Annotated in this window: 13 protein-coding genes; 8 read left to right on the top strand and 5 right to left on the bottom strand. The window is 54.6% G+C overall.

Annotated features, from left to right (window positions below; all coding sequences use genetic code 11):
- Positions 1-72 precede the first annotated feature (72 nt).
- The 7 genes from MWC30_RS04855 to MWC30_RS04825 all read left to right on the top strand — a co-directional run bounded on the left by MWC30_RS04855 (position 73) and on the right by MWC30_RS04825 (position 10584).
- On the top strand, positions 73-495 hold the full coding sequence (locus MWC30_RS04855; RefSeq protein WP_244083030.1) for a universal stress protein: 423 nt from the start codon (positions 73-75) through the stop codon (positions 493-495).
- Positions 496-656: 161 nt separating this feature from the next.
- The gene (locus tag MWC30_RS04850; protein WP_244083029.1) at positions 657-1583 is read left to right on the top strand and encodes a sulfite exporter TauE/SafE family protein; all 927 of its coding nucleotides are present in this window, start codon (positions 657-659) and stop codon (positions 1581-1583) included.
- Between the two features lie 3 nt (positions 1584-1586).
- Complete coding sequence (locus tag MWC30_RS04845; RefSeq protein WP_244083028.1) at positions 1587-2366, top strand: TIGR02186 family protein; 780 nt, start codon at positions 1587-1589, stop codon at positions 2364-2366.
- 20 nt (positions 2367-2386) lie between these two features.
- Entirely contained in the window at positions 2387-4972 is a 2586-nt protein-coding gene (locus MWC30_RS04840; protein ID WP_244083027.1) for a PEP/pyruvate-binding domain-containing protein, read from the top strand.
- Positions 4956-5366 (top strand): response regulator, encoded by a 411-nt coding sequence (locus tag MWC30_RS04835; RefSeq protein ID WP_244083026.1) that lies wholly within the window; start codon positions 4956-4958, stop codon positions 5364-5366. The genes MWC30_RS04840 and MWC30_RS04835 overlap by 17 nt, the downstream gene beginning before the upstream one ends.
- A gap of 75 nt (positions 5367-5441) precedes the next feature.
- On the top strand, positions 5442-7919 hold the full coding sequence (locus MWC30_RS04830) for a PEP-utilizing enzyme (RefSeq protein WP_244083025.1): 2478 nt from the start codon (positions 5442-5444) through the stop codon (positions 7917-7919).
- A 1-nt stretch (position 7920) separates the two neighbouring features.
- The gene (locus MWC30_RS04825) at positions 7921-10584 is read left to right on the top strand and encodes a PEP/pyruvate-binding domain-containing protein (protein ID WP_244083024.1); all 2664 of its coding nucleotides are present in this window, start codon (positions 7921-7923) and stop codon (positions 10582-10584) included.
- Here the strand turns inward: MWC30_RS04825 and MWC30_RS04820 are convergent.
- The 3 genes from MWC30_RS04820 to MWC30_RS04810 all read right to left on the bottom strand — a co-directional run bounded on the left by MWC30_RS04820 (position 10575) and on the right by MWC30_RS04810 (position 13933).
- Positions 10575-11225, bottom strand: coding sequence for a metallophosphoesterase family protein (locus tag MWC30_RS04820; protein WP_244083023.1), 651 nt, complete (start codon positions 11223-11225; stop codon positions 10575-10577). The genes MWC30_RS04825 and MWC30_RS04820 overlap by 10 nt on opposite strands.
- 547 nt (positions 11226-11772) lie before the next feature.
- A complete protein-coding gene (locus MWC30_RS04815) occupies positions 11773-12063 on the bottom strand; it encodes a DUF1573 domain-containing protein (protein ID WP_244083022.1) in 291 nt (96 codons plus the stop codon).
- Between the two features lie 277 nt (positions 12064-12340).
- Positions 12341-13933: an FMN-binding glutamate synthase family protein gene (locus MWC30_RS04810; RefSeq protein WP_244083021.1), complete on the bottom strand. Its 1593-nt coding sequence runs from the start codon at positions 13931-13933 to the stop codon at positions 12341-12343.
- 1097 nt (positions 13934-15030) lie between these two features.
- On the opposite strand from MWC30_RS04810, the gene MWC30_RS04805 reads away from it, so the two are divergent.
- The gene (locus MWC30_RS04805; RefSeq protein WP_244083020.1) at positions 15031-16395 is read left to right on the top strand and encodes a TolC family protein; all 1365 of its coding nucleotides are present in this window, start codon (positions 15031-15033) and stop codon (positions 16393-16395) included.
- A gap of 95 nt (positions 16396-16490) precedes the next feature.
- Here the strand turns inward: MWC30_RS04805 and MWC30_RS04800 are convergent, their stop codons facing one another.
- Positions 16491-19724, bottom strand: a complete 3234-nt coding sequence (locus tag MWC30_RS04800) for an efflux RND transporter permease subunit (RefSeq protein WP_244083019.1) — start codon at positions 19722-19724, stop codon at positions 16491-16493.
- On the bottom strand, positions 19721-21250 hold the full coding sequence (locus MWC30_RS04795) for an efflux RND transporter periplasmic adaptor subunit (RefSeq protein WP_244083018.1): 1530 nt from the start codon (positions 21248-21250) through the stop codon (positions 19721-19723). Before MWC30_RS04795 ends, MWC30_RS04800 begins: the two co-directional genes overlap by 4 nt.
- Between the last annotated feature and the right edge of the window lie 704 nt (positions 21251-21954).

The raw sequence follows: 21954 nt of genomic DNA, 5'->3' as shown, positions 1-21954 counted from the left end.
AATTCCTTAGAAATCGGAATCTTATGATGATGGCATTCTTGTTGCTCTTCTCTGCTGCGGGAAAGGAGACGCATGGAACGAATTCTAGTGAGCATGAAGGCTTTCAACGGCGCATGGGAAGCATGGTCGAGAGCGATATCACTGGCCAAGCGCATCGATGCGAAGGTCTACGCTCTTCTTGTGACGCCGCGAGAAACCAAGGGAATGAAAGGTCCGGTGCTGCAGAATACGACCTCCATCGTCCGAGATCGCCTGGAACTGCTGATGGAGGCAGCCAAGTTGGATGGAATTCACATCGATTTCTTTATTTCAGAGGGGAGCTACGATGAAGAAGTGGTTCGATTTGTTGAGCTCAACAGGATAACGCTGGTCGTGGTTGAGCATTCGGAAATGGACACGAATCATAACCATCGGGAGTGGGCTTCCATTCAAAAGATCCTGCATCGAATCAACTGCCGCGTGGAAGTTGTGAGTAGCAGAGCAAGAGCTTCTTAGCATTTCACTCACCCAAGCTTCATTCTCATGGGCCTGAGGATCCAGGTTTCCAGAGAAGAATGCCCGAAGGGGTTTCTGGGCGACCGGCCATGTGAATGTTGGAACGTGAATGAGGCTGACTGTACCCGAACAACTCAAGAGGTCGAAAGAAGGGACACTACATGGTTATCCCAGCAAGCTTGTACTTACCCATCGCCGGAAATAGCGTGAACATGTTCGCCATCCTCAGCCTGGGAGGAGTGGTGGGGCTGTTGTCAGGAATCTTTGGCGTCGGTGGGGGGTTTCTGATGACACCCCTCCTCATCATGATGGGCATCCCGCCAACGGTCGCAGCCGCCTCGGATTCGAATCAAATCGTGGGCGCTTCAACCTCCGGGACCCTCGCGCATTTTCGCCTTGGCAATGTGGATTTCAAGATGGGGCTCCTGCTTCTTTTAGGTGGCATCATCGGGGGAACCGTCGGAGTGCAGATCATCAAAATCCTCCGGCAAATGGGCAATGCTGATTTTCTCATCAATGTCACGTACGTATTGATGCTTGGAATGATTGGAGGCTACATGTTTGTGGAGAGCCTCCAGGCCATGCGCAACATTGAAAAGGAGAAGCCCGCTCCCAAAGAATCCGCCTACGTAAAATTCATGAATCTTCTCCCTTTCCAAATGGAATTCCAACGTTCCGGGGTGAAGCTTTCCCTCCTGATGCCTTTGCTCCTGGGAATATTGGTAGGAATATTGGCTGCCATCATGGGAGTCGGCGGCGGGTTCATCATGGTGCCGATCATGGTTTACCTTTTGAGGATGCCGATGCATGTCGTTGTCGGAACGAGTCTTTTTCAAATTCTTTTTACCTGTATCAATGTCACCATCATGCAGTCCTGGGAAAACCACACGGTCGATTTTGTCCTGGCCCTTCTGCTGCTCATCGGTTCTGCGCTGGGGGCTCAGCTTGGAACAAAAATTGGCAGGAAGCTCAATGGGGAACATCTCAAAATATTGCTTGCCTCTCTGGTGCTGGTGGTAATGGTCAAGATGCTTTATGGCCTCCTCGCCACACCGTCCGTCCTTTTAGCTTACACAGGAGGGCACTGATCCATGATACGACCAGCCATGCTCATCCATCTCACTGCAGCCTTTCTCGTATTTCTCTGTACCTCCGCATTCGCGGCGGAGGAGCAGGTCAATTTTCAGGTTCAGCCCGACAGCATCATCATCGATGCGCTTTACAATGGGACCACTCTCACGGTAACGGGGAATGTCCCGGCCGACAGCGAGGTGGTTGCACGTTTCGTGGGAACCCCTACCGACCTTCACATGAAAGAGAAGGGCAAAGTCTTCGGCTTACTCTGGATGAACCTTGAGTCGCTGACTTTTAAAAACGTACCCAATATCTGCATCGTCTGCACATCCAAAGATCTCAAGGATGGGACTTCCTCCCCGAATCCCGCGCTGCAGGAGCTCGAGCTTTCGGGATTGAAGAGCTCGGTACAGGTGGAATCTGCAGCGAACATCGATCCGCAGAAGGACATCGAAGAATTGCTGAAGCTCAAACAGGACGAAGGCTTGTACCGCCAGTTGACGCAGAAGCTCACTTACGAGGCTGCATCGTCCGGAATGAAAACGTTCAAGGCCACTATTCCGGTACCCTCTCGCCTCTCTCCCGGTAAATACACCGTAGAGGTCGCAGCAGTTCGTAACGACGAGATTGTGGCACGTGCTTCGATGCCGGTTGATGTTGCACTGACGGGATTTCCCGCCCTTCTTTCCACCCTGGCCTTCGGCAACGGCGCCATGTACGGAATTCTTGCCACCGTCATTGCCGTATTGGCCGGCCTGGGCATCGGGTTGGTATTCCAGAGCAAGGGTGCACATTGAGGGCAGGTGGTGTGGATATCATGGTCGGTCTAAAGAACGTTTTCTCCTTTTTCAGGCCGTCAAAGCCCATTGTCCCTTTTACGGTGCTGTTCAAGAAGTTCAGAAGCATCCTGGTGAAAAATAACAGAATCCTCGAACTGATGGCGGACATGGGTGACAAGCTGGGAGGGGAATACGTTTTTGACCGTCAATACATCGTTGAAGCCTGTGACCGGCTCAACGACCTGGTATTCAAGATGATCTCGGATCTCTGTATTTTGAATCAGCAGGAAAATGTTGATCTGTTCATCGCTTTTGAACGCATTCAGCATGAAATCCAGGAGGAGTTGGAGGGAAGGCATGCCTTTCCCGTCACCAAACAGACCATCCTTCTCGAAGATCTGGAGGCCGATTCCAACGATCTGGTCGGCAACAAATTCGCCACTCTCGGCAAGATAAAAAATATCCTGGACTTGCAGACTCCGGACGGGTTTGTCATTACGACCAAGGCGTTCTTCGACTTCATGGAATACAACGGTCTGACAAAGTACATTGAAGCGACACTCCCACCGCGGGAGCATCTGGATGATGACTTCCTGGAGAAATTGTCCCATGAGGTTCGCGAACGCATCCTGAAAGGAAAGATACCCCGTACCCTGGCTGCTCATGTGACGGCTGCAACGGACATTCTTTCGGTCAAATACCCCAAGAGCAGACTCCGATTCGCGGTCAGGAGCAGCGCCTGGGGTGAAGATGGCGAATACAGTTTTGCCGGTCAGTACGAAAGCGTACTCAATGTCCCGTCCAAATCCATTCTCGAGGCATACAAAAGAGTTCTGGCCAGCGCCTATTCGATGGAGGCCTGGCACTACAGGATGCAGAGGGGATACCATGAGCATGAGCTGGCCATGGCTGTTGGATGCCAACTGATGGTGGATGCGGAGGTGAGCGGAGCCATGTACACCTATGCCCCCCTCTCAACGGAGAACGAACAAATGCTCATCAGTGCCGCATGGGGGTTGGGACCGAGTGTCGTCCAGGGCATGGCCGAATCGGACACGATCTTTATCGACCGGACCCCTCCCTACCGTTTCCAGTCCATGGATGTCGCATCCAAAGAAATGATGCTCATCCCAAAGGCCGACTCGGGAACAGAATGGACCCAGGTTCCCGAAGCACTTCGAAACGCACCGAGCCTGAATGCCGAGCAGATGGAAAAGCTCGCCCAGGCTGCTCTCGTCATTGAAAAATACCAGAAAAGACCCCAGGATGTGGAATGGGCGTTTGACAAAGACGGCAAGCTTTTCATCCTTCAGTCCAGACCTCTCAACATTCGCCCGAAAGAACCTGAAAAAATGCTCCAGTACGTGGACTCCGCGGGTAACGATCAGGTCATTTTTGCTGGTAAAGGCGTTGTCGTGCAGCATGGGATTGCCATGGGAAAGGCTTTCGTCGTTCAAAACGAAGAAGATTTGCAAGTCTTCCCTCACGGATCCATCCTGGTGAGCCGTTACACCTCGCCCCGTTATTCGCGCATCATGCAAAGGGCACAGGGAATCATAACGGATATCGGATCGGCGACTGGCCATATGTCGACGCTCGCCCGTGAGCACCGGGTGCCGACCATTGTGGACACGGGCATAGCGACCCAGGTTCTTTCAACAGGAGACGAAATCACCCTCGATGCCACCCGTAACACCGTGTATCGCGGCATCATCAAGGAGCTCGGCCGATTTGAGCTGGCCGGGGAGGATGTGTTCGAAGACTCCTACGAATACCGCCTGCTTCGAAGGATTCTCAAGAAAATCAACCCTCTCAACCTGGTGGATCCGCACAGCCAGGATTTCAAGCCCTCGCGATGCATCACATACCACGACATCACACGGTACATCCATGAAGTGGCGGTTGAAAAGCTCATCAACCTGAGTGAAAAATATCAGCAATACCACAATACGACGCCCAAGAAGCTCGATTTGAGCATTCCCCTCGGACTGGTCGTCATCGATGTGGACAAAGGCACGAATGTAGCTCCACAGGCCAAACGCATGGCGAGAGAAAATATCCTGTCCCTGCCATTGAAGGCTTTGATTCAGGGGCTTATCGAATCCGGCATGTGGGAAACTCAGCCCGTCACAGTCGATCTCGGCAGTTTCATGTCGAGCTTCACAAAGCCGGCCACCTCCACTCTGGCCCACCTGCATCAGCAGGGGCGCAATCTGGCCGTCATTTCAAAGGAATATATGAATCTGAGCTTGAAGCTTGGTTATCATTACAATCTGCTCGATGCATATATTGGTGATGTGGTGAACAATAATTACATCTATTTCAGATTTCTTGGAGGTGTGACAGATTTGCTCCGCCGGTCCCGCAGGGCAAAGTTTATCGGTGACGTCCTGGAAAAATTTGATTTCCTGGTGGAAGTACACGGGGACCTCGTGGTAGCAAAAATCAAGAAAAGCTCCAGGGAACGGATGATCGAGAACATGAAAATGCTGGGCGGGCTGATCGGATACACGCGACAGCTCGATGTAAGGTTAACGAATGAGCATCAAGTCAGCTGGTGCGTCGAAGATTTCCTCCGGCGCATCCAAGCCACGACAGAGGTTTCCCATGAGCGATTCTCTTGAAAACAGGAACATCAGCGATAAGCTTCAACTCCTCATCCTGGACGATGAGGCGATTGTTTGCAAACGGCTGAAACCCGCCTTCCAGAAAGCGGGATACGAAGTGGAAACCTTCGTGGACAGTGCGTCGGCCAAGTCGAGAATAAACGAAAAACGATTCGATATCGTCATCACCGATTTGAAGATGGAAGGTGATGACGGCCTGCGTTTTCTCTCGCACATCAAGACCATTAGCCCTGAGACCGGCGTCATTATCATCACGGGCTTCGCCACCCCTGAGACGGCCAAAGAATCCTTTCAAAAAGGGGCATTTGATTTCGTGGCCAAACCCTTCAGGCTGAATGACATCATCGATCTTGTCCGACGGATGGAAAAACGCATTCGATCGGGAGCTTAGAGTATCAACATGACTCATGGATAAATTTCCAGTCGACAGCTCCTCGGGGCTTGTCAGGGGAGAATTTGGGAGTCCATGCACCTACCTTTTTTCCGACGCTGGAGGGCGCGCCACGTTCTTCGGGATGGGCAGGAAACGATACGATCGATTTTTTCCAAGTTCCGCAGGATTCAGAAGCTCAACACGGGCATCCTGGAGCTCATGGCAGAGATGGATCGCGCATTGGGAGGCGAGTATATCTTTGACCGTGCCTTCCTGGAGAGCTCGGTACACAAACTGGGTGATTCCGTCTATCAGGTCGTCTACTGCCTGAACGCCCTTTCACAGAATAAATATGTCGCACTTTTCGAACGGTTTCAGAGCGTCAAGGACATCCTTGACGACATTCTCCGTGGTGGTGCGGGTCCCCTCGCATCGAGTTTGACGATTCCCTACCCCGCACTGGGCTGGGAAATGGAGCCTCTCGTGGGGATGATGAATATTTGCCTTGCCGAAGCACGTCATCGCTACGCTCTCCGAGCCCCCGACGGCTTTGTCGTGACAGCCGCGGGCTGCAAGGCGTTTTTGGAAGCAAACGGCTTCAGTAAAGACTATTGCCTGGGACGAGACAGTCAGTCATTGAAAGAAGCCTTCGCGGGTGCCGCCATCCCGCTTGACCTCGAAAAAGCGGTCGAGAGGGAGATGCACGCACTGCAGGGTCGATGCCCAGAGGCAATCCGCCTGTCCGTAAGACCCTGTCCGACAGAGGCGGGCTCAATGGAACCATTTCCCATAGGCATCGACAATATCTCGCCGGGCGAGCTCCTCAGTGTCTGTAAACTGGCGCTTGCCGGGTACGCAAGCCATGCCGCGGCATGGGTGGAACGGGACCTCTGTGTGGCACTGGCCGTTCACGAAGCCATGCCCGTTTCTCTGAGCGGATCCATTTCACCAGACAGGCTACCGGGATCAAACTTCGAGGCATTTTCCATCACCGCCGCTCCCGTACAGGATCCCGAAGCAGTCGAAACCTACTGGGTGAGCAGCTCTCCACCTTTCGACCTGCTTCAGTCCCATATCCTCAGCAAAGACCCGGCACGGCATCCTGAACACACAGCCAGGGCGCTCACTTCCCGGCACAGAGGATTCTACGCCGGCTCCGGATGGACTGGACCGGGCTTCCTCAAAACGGTTGCACAATCCGCGGCAACCATTGAAAAAATGATGGGGGCCTCCTTCGAGGTACAATGGGGGCGGGACGAATCCAAAAGCCCGGTCATACTCGGCATCTCACAGGTCTGCCATACGATGGAACAGTCCCACCTTTCTGCTGATCTCTTCGACATCCTTCAAGGAAGGGATATCCTGTTGAAAGGTGGAGAAACGGCGCAAGCCGGCATATCCTACGGCAAAATTGTTCATGTTTCGGAGAACACCCCGGCAGGCGGTGTCCCTTTCGGAGCCATCGCCGTGGCGCGGAAAGCGACTCCCCAACTCAGCCAAATCCTGGACCGCGTTTCAGCCCTCATCACGGAAATCGGTACTCCGGCGGGGCATCTGGCGACCATAGCAAGAGAACTGCGGGTTCCCGCGATCTTTGGAGCAACGGGCGCCCTCGACATCCTGGCCGAAGGGACCGATGTGACGGTTGACGCGGGAGATCGAGTCATCTACAGCGGCCGAATCGATCCCCTCCTTTCCTACCGCGCCTCCGGTGCGGACCTCTGCCCCACCGAACCCGAATACATCGTTCTACGAAGCCTGCTGCGCTGGATCAGGAAACTGAATCTCATCGATCCCGAGGATGACAACTTTTCCATCGAAAATTGCAACACATACCACGACATCATCCACTTCGCTCACGAACGCTCCATCGAAGAATTGATCCACATCCAGGAGCACGCGAATCTCCAGAACAGCGTGCCCGCTCGCCGCCTGGAAGTCGATTTCCCTTTGCACATCTACGTCATCGATGTGGAAGAGGATGATCCCGAGGGAATCCCCGATGCGCGGCAAGGCACGCAAGTGCATTCGGAGCCACTCCAGGCGTTTCTGCAAGGGCTCGCTTCCAAGGCACTTTGGGAGGACAACCCAAATCCGCCGATCAGTCTGCAGGATATCTTCTCGGGTCTCGACAGGACAGAGGCGACTCTCGCAGGCCCACCAGAGCATACGGGAAGGAACCTCGCCATCATCGCCCGAAACTATATGAATTTGAGCCTCCATTTGGGTTATCATTCCAGCATCATTGACGCTTATCTCGACGAAAACCCAGGACGCAATACCATTTCTTTCCGATTTGCAGGCGGATTCGCCGACGCCAGGCGGCGTGGGCGTAGAGTGGCTCTCATAAAAAATGTTCTCGACAAAATCGGATTCAAAACGACTGTGAAAGGAGACCTTTTGAGCGGATACCTTCGATGGACCACCAAAGAGGAATCCACCCAGGCTCTGAATACCCTTGGATCGCTGACGGGCTTCACCCGCCGGTTGGATGTCTCCATGGTCTCTGAAGGCAGCATAGAGGACATGCTACGGTTGTTCACCTCCAAGACAAGCAAGGACAGCCGCTGAAATGAAAATGTGGAAGCTCTACCTCAAAAAATTCCCTCACAAGATCATCGAAACCTGGCACGCCCGCCAAGAGGCGCGTAACGAGGAGGTGCTGAACGACCTTAGAATTTCCTATCACACCTTTCGGATTCTTTTGGCCAACAATGACCATTCTTTGGATCTGCTGTTGAATGTCAATCGTCTGCTCACTTCAGCCGTCCCATCCTGGTCGGCCATTGCCGACGAGACGGAAGAGCTCCTGAGCATTACCTATGAGATTGTAGACGGGTTGAACCGCCTGACCGGCAACGGGCATGCCGGACTGTATGAAAAGCATCGGGCCCTTGCCGTCGCCATCAGGCAATCTTTGCGCGACATATCCACCCTTTCGCCGAAGGAATGCAGCTGCATCTTCCTGGAAGATCTGACGCCTTCCCATCAGTCGATTGTGGGAGGCAAGGCCGGCTCCCTGGGCAGCTTGAAGCAATCCGGCATGCCGGTCCCCGCCGGCTTTGTCATCCCTTCCAGAGCCTGCCGTGAAATCCTTGCCAAAAACCATCTGGATGCTCTCATCAGCGAAAGGCTTGACGATCTGGCCAATCAAGAAGTCCGTTCAGCATACACTGAAGCCGATGCAGAGGAGATTCGCAAACACATTCTGGGCGCAGAAATCCCCGAGGATCTCGCGAGCGACATCCGAGCCGCTTACGACCGGCTGAGCGGGGGTTCCGCCATCAGACTATCCGTCAGAAGCAGTGCATCCGTAGAAGATCATCCGGACCACACCTTCGCGGGCCAGTTCAAAACGGTGCTCAACGTGGCATCGTTCGATTCACTGATCGCTGCCGTCAAAGAAGTGCTGGCGAGCAATTTCAATGTTCGCGCCACCATCTATCGTTTTCATGCGGGACTTCCGCTTCCAGACTACGATATGGCTGTCCTCTGCCAGCATATGGTGGACGCCAGGACCGCAGGCGTGCTTTTCACCGTGGATCCCACAGCCCCGGAAGCCAATCGCATGCTCATCAGCGCCGTTGCGGGGCTGGGCATCCTGGCGGTGGGAGGAGAGGCCCCCGCGGATCTTTACAGGCCCCTCCGTGATGGAGCGGACCGGGAAGACCCTGGACAATGGAGGCACATCGCACGGAAGACGCACAGAGTCGTCCCTCTTGGCAGTGGAGGAGTTTCTGAAGAGGAAATTCCCGCTTCAGAAGGAGAGACGGCCCTGCTTTCTCCGAAGGAAGTCCTCTCTCTGGTGGGATATGGCCGCGCCATCGAGAGCCTCAAAGGCCTGCCGCAGGATATCGAATGGGCCATTGATTCCGAAGGCCAAATTTCCATCCTCCAGGCCCGCCCGGCCCATCTCGTCCACCGGGAAGGAAGAGGAAGAACGGTGGTACGGGAGAAGATTCTCATTGACAGCGGAGTATGCGCCTCCCCGGGACGCTGCGTCGGGAAAGCAAGGATCATCCAATCCCTGGACGATTTCAAAACGATATCAGAGGATAGCCGAAATCCGTTTATTTTGGTCTTAAGGCGAAGCATGGTCGACGCCGTCCGATGGCTTCCGTCTGTTGAAGGGGTGATCGTAGATTTCGGCAATCCCGCGGATCACCTGTCCTGTGTCGCTCGCGAATATTCCCGCCCCATGCTCACAGGAACGGGAAAAGCCACGGAAGTGATCCAAGACGGCCAATGGATTGTTCTGGAAGCCGACAGAAGCCTGGTATCGGAAGCCCCGGAGAGCGCCTGGTCCGATATCGCTCAGCACCAGAGTACGACTTTGCCCAAGATTACGAAGCCCGCGAAAGGAAACAGCTCCATTCATCCCAAGCTGGCCCAACTGAAGGAATGGATCGAACCTCTCCATCTCACGGACGCATACGGACCCACGTTCTCCATCATGGAATGCCGATCCATCCACGACCTCATTCGCTACGCCCATGAAAAGGCTGTCTTGGCCATGTTTACCGCTGGGGACGAAGTTTTGGAGCGGGCGTCGAATGTCGTGCTGCGGTTCGGGGATGAAGTTCCGTTCTATTTCCACATCATCGATCTCGGGGGCGGGGTCATTCCGGGGCGCAGCCGAAAGAAGACTTCGCCGGAAGACATCCTCTCCACCCCTCTGCGGGCACTGTGGAGGGGCATTTCCACTCCGGGATTGCCCTGGCAGAAAACCGTGCCTTCGGGAGGCATGTCGAACCTTTTCAGCAGATCTTTGCTCGACAGCGGCAGCGCACGCCCTGTGGGGTCACAAAACTATGCAATGATCACCCGTGATTACCTGAACCTCAACGCAAGAATGGACTACCATTTCACGATGATCGACACGGTCTGCGGACTGAATTCACGGGCCAATTACATTCGCTTTCGTTTCAAGGGAGGAGGGACCAGCCCGGTTCAGCGTCAAAGGCGGGCTCGCTTCATTGGCGAAGTGCTCCAATCCCTCGATTTTTTTTCGGATCAGCGGGATGATCTGGTGACGGGATCCCTGGTCGAAGTTTGCCAGGACGTGATCCAGGAACGCCTCGTCACTCTGGGGCGTCTCCTCGGCTTCAGCAGGCTCCTGGACGCAGCCATGCTCGACGACAGCGTGCCCCATAAAATCGCACAGGCCTTTCTGGCAGGAGATCATTCACGGGTAGCTCAGTGGCCGAAAGAGGGAGAGGATGGACCTCAGGCGTGATAGAAGCGCAGGCGTGGCAGTTCAACGGCGGTGAGCATGTTTCCGTAGACCGCACCCGTATCGATGCCGATCTTGTCCAGCGTGACGAAGGGCATTTCGAAAGGCGTATGGCCGAAAACCACAATCTTCCCAATGGTGACGGGGTGGCGGAGAAAGGTTCCCCTCAGCGTCAAAAGGTCTTCAAGCCGGCATTGCTCCAGCTCGGTTCCAGGTGGCACGCCGGAATGCACGAACAGGTAACCTCCCCGTTCGTAATAAGGGAGAAGATGTTCCAGGAAATCCTGATGGTCCGCGGGGAGAAAAGACAGATCGGCCAGGGTTCTCACCGGCTGGTTTGCATAACTTCGGAGGGTTTCTTCGATGCCCATCGACCGGAGTATCCGCAGGTATTCCTCGTCTCCAGTCCGAGCATATTCCAGGAGCGCATGCTCGTGGTTGCCTTTGAGAAAGATGATATTGCCGCCACGCCGGCTTAAATTCAGGAGGTAGGAAATGACTTCACGGGATTCAGGACCTCTGTCAATGTAATCGCCTAAAAAGACCAGAAAATCCTCGAAGGGATCGAAAGGGAGACGGTCCATCAAATCCACGAGCCGCCTGTAGCATCCGTGAATATCCCCCACCGCAAAGATTCTTTCCATGATTTCTTTCTGCCTGGCAGGTTCTTATACCCGTTAGGGGATGAAATGAACCCCAGTTCATGATGTGTCAGGGATTCATACCCACATTCCGCACCCCCCTTTGAATTTATTGGATATTTTGCTTGTTTATAAATATAAAACATCAATAAATTCAGAGTATTACATTATGGTTGCGGGATGTGGGTTCATAGCTTTGTCTTTGTAGGAGCGGCATCCTGCCGCGACCGGCCCGCTATCGCGGCAGAAGTCTCCCTTCGAAGGGGGATAGAGGGGATGTGCCGAGGTCTTCACACCCCCCTGCCCCCCTCGAGGGGGAATCGCACGCTCTCATGGGATGAAAACTTTCGCCAACCTCTATACCACCGGTGTACTACCGGTTTGATTTCCCTTTTACCGAAAGCATGAAGTAACTTTTGTTCGGATCGTCGGTACGCACCAGGGCCGTCTTGGTGCTCTCCCCGATGCAGCTCTCAGGGTTCAGTCGGATAACAATGCTTCCCTCGCGTCCAGGAGGGATTTCCCGATCATATCGGGGAACATAGGTCCCTCAGCCAGGCAAAACCTTGGTGATGCGCAAGGTGCGGGAGCTTCCATTCCTGACCCGAAAGGCGTGCACGTATTCCCCGCCCTTTTCCACCAACCCGAAGTCATAGCTCGTTTCCGGAATTTCGATGCCGGAAGTCGCCCCGGGTTGAGGGGGTGTCTGTACTGTGGTAGCAGCGCTCATGATGGTCTGTTGCGTTGAGAGGTCACAGGTTTTTTCCTCGGTGGTGTGAGCGCATCCGACGCACAGAAATGCGGTCAGGAGCCAGAAAAACGGTTTGAAGGATCGATTCATGCTCTACTTTTTCTCCAAATGTGGACAGCAAAAATACAAACAATACCGACAAGATCACTAGAACCAAAGAATACGGATTTCGAGGTATATTAATCAAACCACCATGGCAAATCAATGCCCGAATCCATAGCTGCGTGACTTGCCTGCTGCCTGTGTGCTCCTGGAAAAAAGAAGGGGCGACCCAAATGGTCGCCCCGTTTTCATGCCTTACCTGTTCCTGTCACGGCTGGAAGCCGTTCCTGCAAAGAAAGAGCCGCGTATTGACGATCTTCGGCAGTTAGCTGTTGAGGATCGCTTCCGCCTCTTCCCTGTAGGCATCCATCACATAAGGAATGCCTGTGACCTTCGTACATTCTTCCGTCAGGGACATGAGCTCCCTGCGGCTCACGGCCCCCAGGTTGAAGCAGCGGGCCCCGGCCATCAACTGCTGCAGGCCCACCTTGATCTTGTCGGAGTAGCTGTAGATACCGATGGCTCCCAGGGGAATGTTCTGAATTTCGGAGCTTCCCACCAGATCTTTAACCGCTTCGTAGTTCACGAAGATCTCTTCCACCGTGGAGCCGAAAGCGCTCACGGTCTTGGGGAGATCGTTCTTTTTCATCCATTCGGCGACATTCTTGCCCACCATGCCCGGAATCATGAGGGCACGACCCATGCAGATGGCCTTCACGAAAGGCGATCCCAGGGCAAGGGCCTTGAAGACACCGTCTTCACTGGAGAAACCGCCGGCGAAGGCGATGTCGGGCACTCGCTCGCCCCTGGCCGCCAGCTTGGAGCAGAACTCGTAGGCTGCAGAGTGGATATAAATGCTGGGAATTCCCCACTCTTCCATCATTCTCCAGGGGCTCATACCCGTCCCGCCGGGAGCGCCGTCGATGGTCAGCAGGTCGATCTTGGCCTTGGAGCCCCATTTAATGGCCATGGCAAGCTCACGCAGGCTGTAAGCACCGGTTTTCAGCGTGATACGCTTGAATCCCAGCTTGCGGAGCCTTACCACTTCGGCCATGAATCCCTCTTCGCTGACAAAGCCGAGGCGGCTGTGGCGTTCGAATTCCTTGATGGCGCCATCTTTGTAGGCGGCCTGAACGACGGGATCCGTGGGGTCCGGCGTGACGATGTAGCCCCGCCGCTTCAGTTCCTGGGCGCGCTCGAGCTCGTGGACCTTGATTTCGCCGCCGATGCATTTTGCACCCTGGCCCCATTTGAGCTCGATGGTCTGGAGACCGTGCTTGTCGATGACGTATTCGGCAACTCCCAGGCGCGTGTCCTCGACGTTCATCTGCACCAGGAGCTCACCGTAGCCCTTGTGGTAGCGCTTGTAGACTTCCACGCGGCGATCCATTTCCGGGGACTTGGAGATCTTGTTGTTGGCATTCAGCTCGAGTCCCGGATCGATCCCGCAGACGTTTTCCCCGCACACCAGGGTCACACCGCTGATGGCAGCGCCGATGGCGAAGTGCTCCCAGTTCTTGCGGGCAATTTCCGTGGAGCCCAGGGCGCCGGTGAAAATGGGAGCCTTCATTTTGACTTTGATGTCCCACCCATATTCCGTTTCCGTGCTGACGGCGGGAAATACCGCTGTGTCCGGCCCTGCCACGACGCCGGATGGAAGCCCACTGGCGCCGAGGGCATAGCCCTGAATGTTCAGATGCGAATAATCGACGGGGTATTCCTTATCGGCTCCCGCGGTGACTTCTCCGAACGGACCGGGATAAATCACCTCGCGGCCCCTGAAGGTCGATTTGAACACTTCGCAGTTGCCGCGGCAGCCGTCGACACAACGGGAACAAAGGCCGCTCATGGGGACCACGCTCTTGGAACGGTTGAAGGTCAATGTGGCGTCATTGGAATTGGGCCTGGACAAGTTCATCTTGTTTCACTCCCTGTAAAAATGATGGATTTTTCTGGTTCTGGTTCAACCGCGGCACTGCATTGGGACACTGTACAGACTCCCGCCTCCGGACTGAGGGAATCCTCCCTCACGTACCCACTGTAGACAGGCGCCCCGGCACATGAACGGATCGTTCTCTTCTACCGTTCCAAGGCAGGAGGGTGCGGGATCGCCAGACCCGAAGCAGCCTCCCTCGTGCAAAATGGCCTCCCAAAACATTTAACATGTAATTTTAACTGCATATTTTTTGATTGTGTTAGCTTCACTTAAGCCAACTAGGGTCATCTATTAGCCACACTTACTGCTCTTGTCAAGAAATTTTAGAGAGGCTGGAGGAGCTATTTGAATTTTAAAGATATAATGGCATTATTTATTGGATATTAAAGCCTATTTTGAAAAGCATCACAAGGCACATCGCAAAATACTTTAAGTGCTTTTAAGTATAATTGAAATCGGTATTTTACTCAGCAGTATTCCTCGTTCCCCAAATTCGCACTCACATGTGGGTGGAACAGATTCGATCAGTCCCTCTCCGCACCTCGAATCGGCCAACTTCCGGCTAAGCCCTCACACCCCTTGCCGCCTGGAATTCTTCAATTGTTTTCACTCTAGATTTTTGCTGCGGACTTCAAATGGAATCTGACGCAAAGGACTTTGGTATATTATTATAAATATTTGGATTCTCATCGAATTATGGATATTTAATATCTTCTCGCATCGCAAATTGAGAATAAGGAAAGATGGAGTCGATTAAAATTGTGACAGCTCACAGCCACAGACTGTTCAGGAAAGGTTCTATGGAAGACGGCTGCCCTCGGCTGTAGAGCTGAGGAAAGCACATCTACAGATCCCCCAATCAACTCCAGTGTAGTTAGAAAATGGTCCCGCCTCTCGTTGAAAGAGACTTTCACGTGCCCCAAAAGCTCCACTAAATCCTGGCTATAATAAGCACCGGCTCTAAAGAGTCGGGAGATGTTTTCCCTTTACAAAGCTGGAGCGAGAAAGCACCATAGATTACAGCAAGCTGCGTTTTCCCATGAAGACACCGTTCACGCGCTTAAACAGTGGAGCAGTTCATGAGAAGATTCTGCAAGGAAGTGGGTTTGGCCTTCTTCATCATCATCTTTGCCGGCTGCGCATCTGTTCCCAAAAAAGATGCACAGCTGATAAGTGACCAGGCTCTATGGGAAAAAGAGGTCTCGCTCTCGGAATCCCCGGAGGAAAAGCTCCCCGAGCTTACCGAGAAGTCGACTCTGAGCGATTATATTGCCTACGCAGCACTCAACAATCCGGGTCTCAAGGCAGCTTTTCTCAACTGGAAAGCCGCACTGGAAAAAATCCCCCAAGTCACGACCCTGCCTGATCCGCGCTTCACGTACGCGTATTACATCCAGGAGGTGGAGACCCGCGTAGGCTCGCAGCGCCAAAGCTTTGCTTTGACCCAGACCTTTCCGTGGCTGGGAAAGCTCCAGCTGCAGGGAAATGCCGCAGTGGAAGCGGCCCGGGCGGAGAAGGCGCGCTACGATGCCGCGAAGCTGAAGCTTTTCTATCAGGTTCAGGAAGCCTTTTACGAATACCACTACCTGGCGCAGGCCACAGCCGTGACGCAGGAAAATCTCAATTACGTGCAGTACCTCGAAAGCGTAGCACGGGCCGGTTACTCAGCGGGGATGACTCCATACGCAGATGTTGTTCGCGCCCAGGTGGAACTGGGAAGGCTCGAGGACCGGCTCAAAACCCTCAATGATGAGGCGGAGCCCATTGCCGCAAAACTCAATGCAGCCTTGAACCGGCCGTCTGGCGCCCAGCTTTTCTTTCCCGAAAAACTGGAAGAGGAAAAGGTGTCCTTTACACAGGAGCAACTGCTCACCTGGCTCAAGGAGAACAATCCGGACCTGAAGGCCATCAGTTCCCAGGCTGCCCAGGCAAAATGGAATATCGATCTGGCAAAGAAAAACTTCTACCCCGATATTACTCTTGGCATGCAGGGCATCGACACCAGCAATGCTCTGCTGCCAGACACCCCCGACAGTGGGAAGGACCCCATTATCGCCACTGCCTCCATCAATGTTCCCATCTGGTGGAACAAATACCGCGCGGAAGGGCGGGAAGCCTCCGCTCGGTACAAGTCATTCTTAAGAGATCGAGAGGACAAAGAAAATCGCCTGGTGGCAAACATCAAATGGGCCTTATACAAGTACCGCGACGCCGAGCGAAAAATCGCCCTCTACCGCGATGCCCTCCTTCCCGAAGCGAAGCAGGCCTTCGAAGTATCCATTCAGGGCTATGAGACCGGCAAGGGAACCTTCCCCAATGTGGTCGACTCCATCAGGACTCTCCTGGAATTCGAACTCTCTTATCAGCGTGCCTTTACCGACCGGGCGCAAAGACTTGCCGAGCTCGAGATGCTCGTTGGCAGATCATTTCCGAGCAGCGAATGATGCAGGTTGCGAGTTCCGTGTTGCGGGTGAATCGGTGGGTCTTTGTGGGGTAGGGGCGTTTCTACCCGCTCCAACCCGCAAGCCGTATCTCGCACCTATTCAAACTCGACCACCTCCTCCCTGGACGTCGGCTCCAAGGTGGACTCCAGGTGCGACCCCTTGAGGTAGAAGTAGAGAACGGGGTAGATGGTGAGCTCCAGGAGGAGCGACGTGACCACACCGCCTACCATGGGGGTCGCGATGCGCTTCATTACCTCAGATCCCGTCCCTGCACCCCACATGATGGGCAGAAGTCCTGCGAGGATGGCGCCTACGGTCATCATCTTGGGCCGGATTCGCCTGACGGCTCCGTGATAGATTGCCTGCATGAGGTCCCCATGAGTGTTCATGCGCCCCATCCGCTCCCAAAGTGAGTGGGATAGATCGAGGTAGAGAAGCATCACCACCCCCGTTTCCGCATCGAGACCAGCCAAGGCGATGAGTCCCACCACAACGGTAACCGAGACGTTGTAGTGCAGAAGGTAGAGCAGCCAGAAGGATCCCACCAGGGAAAAGGGTACCGCCAGCATCACCAGCACCACCTTGGAGAAGGACTTCGTGTTGAAGTAGAGCAGCAAGACAATGATCATGAGGGTCACCGGTATGGCGATCATGAGTCTTTGGCGAGCCTGCATCATGTATTCAAACTGACCGCTCCAGACGATGTTGTATTTGGAGGGAAGGTGCACCCTTTCGCTTACGATTTTTTTGGCCTGGGCCACATAGCCCCCGATATCTGAGGTGTTTAGATCCACATAGAGCCAGGCGGTCTTTCTCGAACCCTCTGTTTTGATGGAGGGCGGCCCCTGGTGGATGCTAAATTGGGCGAGCTGGGAAAGAGGAATCTGCGCTCCTGTAGGAGTCGGCACCAGCACCCGCTCGAGAGCCGGAATGTTGCTCCTGTAGTCTCTCATATAGCGGATGTTTACGGGGTAGCGCTCGAGCCCTTCCACTGTCTGGGTGACGTTCATGCCTCCAAGAGCGGATTCGATGACGTCTTGTATATCCGCAACAGTTAGCCCGTATCTCGCCGCCGCATCCCGGTCGATCTTGTAGTCCATGTAGTAGCCGCCCATGACGCGCTCGCCAATCACCGAACGGGTGCCCGGGACGTCTCGAACCACAGCCTCCACCTCCCTGGAGAGCGTGGCAAGGGTGTCAAGGTCCGGTCCCAGGATTTTTAAGCCCACAGGAGTTTTGATCCCCGTGCTGAGCATGTCGGTTCGGGTCTTTATCGGCATGGTCCAAGCGTTTACAAGCCCCGGGAAGTGGATGGCGCCGTTTAGCTTCTCCACCAACTCCTCCTGGGTCATTGGCCTCTCCTCGGGCCATATGTAGCGCAGGGGCTTTTTCGCCCACCCGGGCGCCCACGAGGAATACCAGCGATCTTCTTTAACCGTTCGCCACTTGCTGTGGTCCTGATGGAGCTGGATGACTGTTTCCAGCATGCTTAGAGGCGCGGGATCGGTTGCGGTCTCGGCCCGGCCGACTTTTCCGAACACAGACTTAACTTCGGGGAATGTCTTGATGATCCTATCCGTTTGCTGCAGCAGCTCCTTTGCCTTGGTGATGGAAACCCCGGGGAGGGTTGTCGGCATATAGAGAAGGTCCCCCTCGTTGAGTGGGGGCATGAATTCCGATCCCAGGTGCATGAGCGGGTAAACCGCGCTCGCCAGTATGAGGACTGCTGCCAGAAGGACCGTCTTTCGGTGGTGCAGCACCCACTCGGCCACCGGGTGGTAGCCCCATATGAGAAAGCGCGTAACCGGGTTTTCCTCGTCGGATCTAATACGACCGCGAATGAAAAAGCCCATGAGCACAGGAGCCAGCAGCACGGCCAGGAAAGCAGAGGCTCCCATGGCGTACGTCTTCGTGAATGCGAGGGGCTTAAAGAGCCTCCCCGACTGGCCCGTCAGTGAAAAGATGGGAAGGAAAGAAACCGTAATCACCAGGAGAGCCCAGAATAAGGCCGGCCCCACCTCCTTGGAGGCGGAGGCGATGATCTCCCAGTGGCGCGCCCTGTCATAGCCATGCTCCATCTTTTTATGGGCGTTCTCAATCATGATGATGGCCGAATCGACCATTGCCCCCATGGCGATGGCGATCCCTCCGAGGCTCATGATGTTGCTGTTTAAGCCCTGGAAGTACATGGCAATCAGTGCCGCCATGACCCCCAGAGGCAAGATGAAGATGGCGACCAGAGCGCTCCTGAAGTGGAACAAAAAGAGCATGCAAACCAGGGAGACGATGACCAGCTCCTCAATGAGCTTCTGGCGCAGAAATGAGATGCTTCGCTCGATGAGGGAGGACCTGTCATAGACTGGCACAATTTGGACTCCATCGGGGAGCCCCGCCTTCAAGTCTTCGAGCTTTTGTTTCACCGCCTTGATGGTCTCGAGCGCGTTTCCTCCGAAGCGCATTACCACAACCCCTCCGGCAACGTCCCCTTGTCCGTTGAGGTCGGCAACACCCCTTCGAAGCTCGGGGCCCAGGTGAATGTTTGCCACCTGGCCCAGAAGCACTGGAATGCCTCCCTGATCGACTCCAATGACAACCTTTCTAAGATCGTTAAGCCCTTGTACGTACCCGAGCCCCCGCACCATGTATTCCATCTCGGAGCTCTCCACCAATCCTCCACCCACATCCATGTTCGAGCGTTGGACGGCGCGCTTCACGTTGCTTAAGCTTATGCCGTAGCCGGCTAGCTTATTGGGATCGACCTCGATCTGGTACTGCTTTACGTAGCCGCCAATGGAAGCGACCTCCGATACGCCTGGGACGGTTTGGAGCTGGTACCGAAGGTACCAATCCTGAAGAGATCTCAGCTCATCAAGAGAATGCTTGCCCGATTTGTCGACGAGAGCATACTGGTAGACCCAGCCGACACCCGTGGCATCGGGGCCCAGTTGGGCCGAGACTCCACTCGGGAGCCGGGCCGAGACATAGTTGAGGTACTCCATCACCCGGCTTCTCGCCCAGTAGAGGTCCGTGCCGTCTTCGAAGATGACATAGACAAGGGAGAAGTTGAAAAACGAATAGCCTCGCACCACCTTGGCCTTTGGAACCGAGAGCATGGCGGTGGTAAGAGCATAGGTCACCTGGTCTTCCACCACTTGAGGGCTCTGCCCCGGATACTTGGCGTAGACGATCACCTGGGTGTCCGAAAGGTCAGGAATGGCATCGAGCGGGGTGTGATAGGTAACCCAGATTCCGGTCAGAACGAAAAGCACCGTCAGAACGAGTACGAGATAGCGGTTTCGGATAGACCAGTCTATGGCTGAAGAGATCATTTCGAATGGTCTCCATGGGACAGCATAGACTGAATGGCCGCCGTGAGCTGGCTTTCGGAATCAAGAAGAAACTGGGCTGAGGTCACCACACGATCCCCGGCCTCGAGGCCACCCTTTACCATGACTTTCCCGTCGTCACCCACTGGCCCCAGAACGACTTTCCGGCCGGCAAAGCGGCCATCGCCAAGGGCTATGAAAACCACGTTGTCAGTCGCCGATGCACGAATGACGGCATCTCCGGGTATCTGGACAGCCTTTTCGGCCACGGGGGCCTGAAGCCTGACGGTGCCGTACATCTGGGGAAGGATATGACCCTTCGGGTTCGGCAGGACGATCCGGACCTGCCCGGTGCGTGACTTTCCCTCAACGTAGGGATAGACATAGTCCAGCTTGCCTTCGAAAGACTCACCCGGAAGGTTGTCGAACACCACGGTTGCCTTCATCCCTGCTTTCACGAGCGGGATATCTTCTTCATAAATCGAGCCCATGACCCAGATAGGATTGAGTCCCGCGATTCTTACCAGGTTCGTGCCGGCCTTGACATAATCTCCCGCCATCACGTCACGGTGAGTCACAATGCCGCTGATAGGAGCATAAAGGGTAAGTGTTTTAAGCACATGGCCCGTCCTTCGCAGCTCTGCGATCTGCGCGTCACTGATGTCCCAGAGCTTAAGCCGCATGCGGGCCGCCTCGGGAAGCTTCATCGCGGCTTCGGCCATGATGTGCGATGGGCTGTTCCTCAGCGCCCGAGCATTCTCGAGGGCAGACAAGTACTCTTGCTGTGCGCTCACCAGCTGGGGGGAATAGATTTCGACGAGGGGCTGTGCTTTTTTCACCAGCTGCCCGGTTTCGTTGACGTTGAGCTTCTCGATCCACCCGTCTATCTTGGCGTTGAGAGCTGCCAGAGTAGCTTCGTTCCAGGAGCTGGTCCCATAGGTTCGAATCGTTTTGGTGAAGGGGCCGACCGTCGCTTCGGTCGTGGTCACTCCGATTTCCTGGACTACGGAAGGGCTGATGCGCACCTCACCCGATGAAACCTCGTCCTCGTACACTGGGACCAGATCCATTCCCATGGGTGACTTGCCGGGTTTGTCCCTGATGTAGTTAGGGTCCATGGGAGCGCGCCAGTAGAGTATTTTGCGCTCACCCCTGAGCTTTTCGGCGGTTGGTGCGGGAGCCTTGGAAGGCTCCTCATCGGCGTATACCGGAACCAGGTCCATCCCCATGGGTGACTTGCCGGGTTTGTCCCTGATGTAGTTGGGGTCCATGGGAGCGCGCCAGTAAAGTATTTTGCGCTCACCTTTGGACTCCTCGGAGGATGCCGCAGGTTGGGACGCCTCCATGGCCGGGGAGCCATCCTTTCCAACAACGGCCTCAGACGAACCGGATGCAGCACTCATTGCAGCATGCTCCGCGGCTGAATGGGTGCCTTCATCCATTTTCACCGTGGCGCGGCCCGCAATGAATGCAGCTGCTCCACCGAGGACGCATAGGACCATGAGCATTGCAAGACGAGTTTTCTTCACGGCATTGTTTCCTTACCGAGTCTCAGTGGGACTGTGCAGGCGGCAGCGGCTCAGGGTGAGGAACTAGGAACGCGTTCGGCCGAACAGGATTGCTACGCCTCAATCCTGAAGCCATTTTGCTCCCTTCTCCTCTCCGATAGAGCGTTCGTTCTAAACTCCTATGATTTCACTATCTAAATATAAATTATGCCAGAGAGCGGCGACCGGAGTCGCTACATTTTCTTCAATATAAGCTCACTTGATTTGATGATCATCCATCACCCCGGTGAAAGTTTCTTTCAGATTGGCCTGGATGCTTGATACTGGACGAAGAAGTGCTGCTGAGCATTCACTCCGGGAGTTCATGAAGGCTATATCGCCTTGCAAGAATACGAGGACACCCGCCGCAATCGGCACAGCCCCATCGGCGGGAGCGCACGAAGAGTCCCCCCAGAGAGGGAAATGCTCTGCTTCAAGTCATCGTGGTCTGCGGCTTGTGCATGAGCGTTCACTATCTCGAGCGACAAAGCGGACCCCTTATATTTGCCACCGAGCTGTAAAGATTTTTTTTCAACCACTCTCTTTCCACCTCCAGTTGCCCGATCTTCTGGTACAAAGAGGCAATGAGTCTTTCCGATTCCGCGACTGACTCACTATCGCAGCAGGATGCCACTCCTACAAGAAAGAGAGAGCTATCAAATCGAAAGTTTTATGCTTTGACTACA

The organism is Desulforhabdus sp. TSK, assembly GCF_022836495.1.
Lineage (GTDB): Bacteria > Desulfobacterota > Syntrophobacteria > Syntrophobacterales > Syntrophobacteraceae > Desulforhabdus.
Note: the sequence above shows the minus strand (reverse complement) of the source record. Positions and strands in the feature narration are given on the sequence as shown.

What these genes read in the sequence shown, in the direction of transcription:
- MWC30_RS04830 (WP_244083025.1), top strand. Translation starts at nt 5,442, where the DNA reads ATGCACCTACCTTTTTTCCGACGCTGGAGGGCGCGCCACGTTCTTCGG.
- MWC30_RS04825 (WP_244083024.1), top strand. Translation starts at nt 7,921, where the DNA reads ATGAAAATGTGGAAGCTCTACCTCAAAAAATTCCCTCACAAGATCATC.
- MWC30_RS04850 (WP_244083029.1), top strand. Translation starts at nt 657, where the DNA reads ATGGTTATCCCAGCAAGCTTGTACTTACCCATCGCCGGAAATAGCGTG.
- MWC30_RS04820 (WP_244083023.1), bottom strand. Translation starts at nt 11,225, where the DNA reads ATGGAAAGAATCTTTGCGGTGGGGGATATTCACGGATGCTACAGGCGG.
- MWC30_RS04835 (WP_244083026.1), top strand. Translation starts at nt 4,956, where the DNA reads ATGAGCGATTCTCTTGAAAACAGGAACATCAGCGATAAGCTTCAACTC.
- MWC30_RS04800 (WP_244083019.1), bottom strand. Translation starts at nt 19,724, where the DNA reads ATGATCTCTTCAGCCATAGACTGGTCTATCCGAAACCGCTATCTCGTA.
- MWC30_RS04840 (WP_244083027.1), top strand. Translation starts at nt 2,387, where the DNA reads ATGGTCGGTCTAAAGAACGTTTTCTCCTTTTTCAGGCCGTCAAAGCCC.
- MWC30_RS04855 (WP_244083030.1), top strand. Translation starts at nt 73, where the DNA reads ATGGAACGAATTCTAGTGAGCATGAAGGCTTTCAACGGCGCATGGGAA.
- MWC30_RS04810 (WP_244083021.1), bottom strand. Translation starts at nt 13,933, where the DNA reads ATGAACTTGTCCAGGCCCAATTCCAATGACGCCACATTGACCTTCAAC.
- MWC30_RS04845 (WP_244083028.1), top strand. Translation starts at nt 1,587, where the DNA reads ATGATACGACCAGCCATGCTCATCCATCTCACTGCAGCCTTTCTCGTA.
- MWC30_RS04815 (WP_244083022.1), bottom strand. Translation starts at nt 12,063, where the DNA reads ATGAATCGATCCTTCAAACCGTTTTTCTGGCTCCTGACCGCATTTCTG.
- MWC30_RS04805 (WP_244083020.1), top strand. Translation starts at nt 15,031, where the DNA reads ATGAGAAGATTCTGCAAGGAAGTGGGTTTGGCCTTCTTCATCATCATC.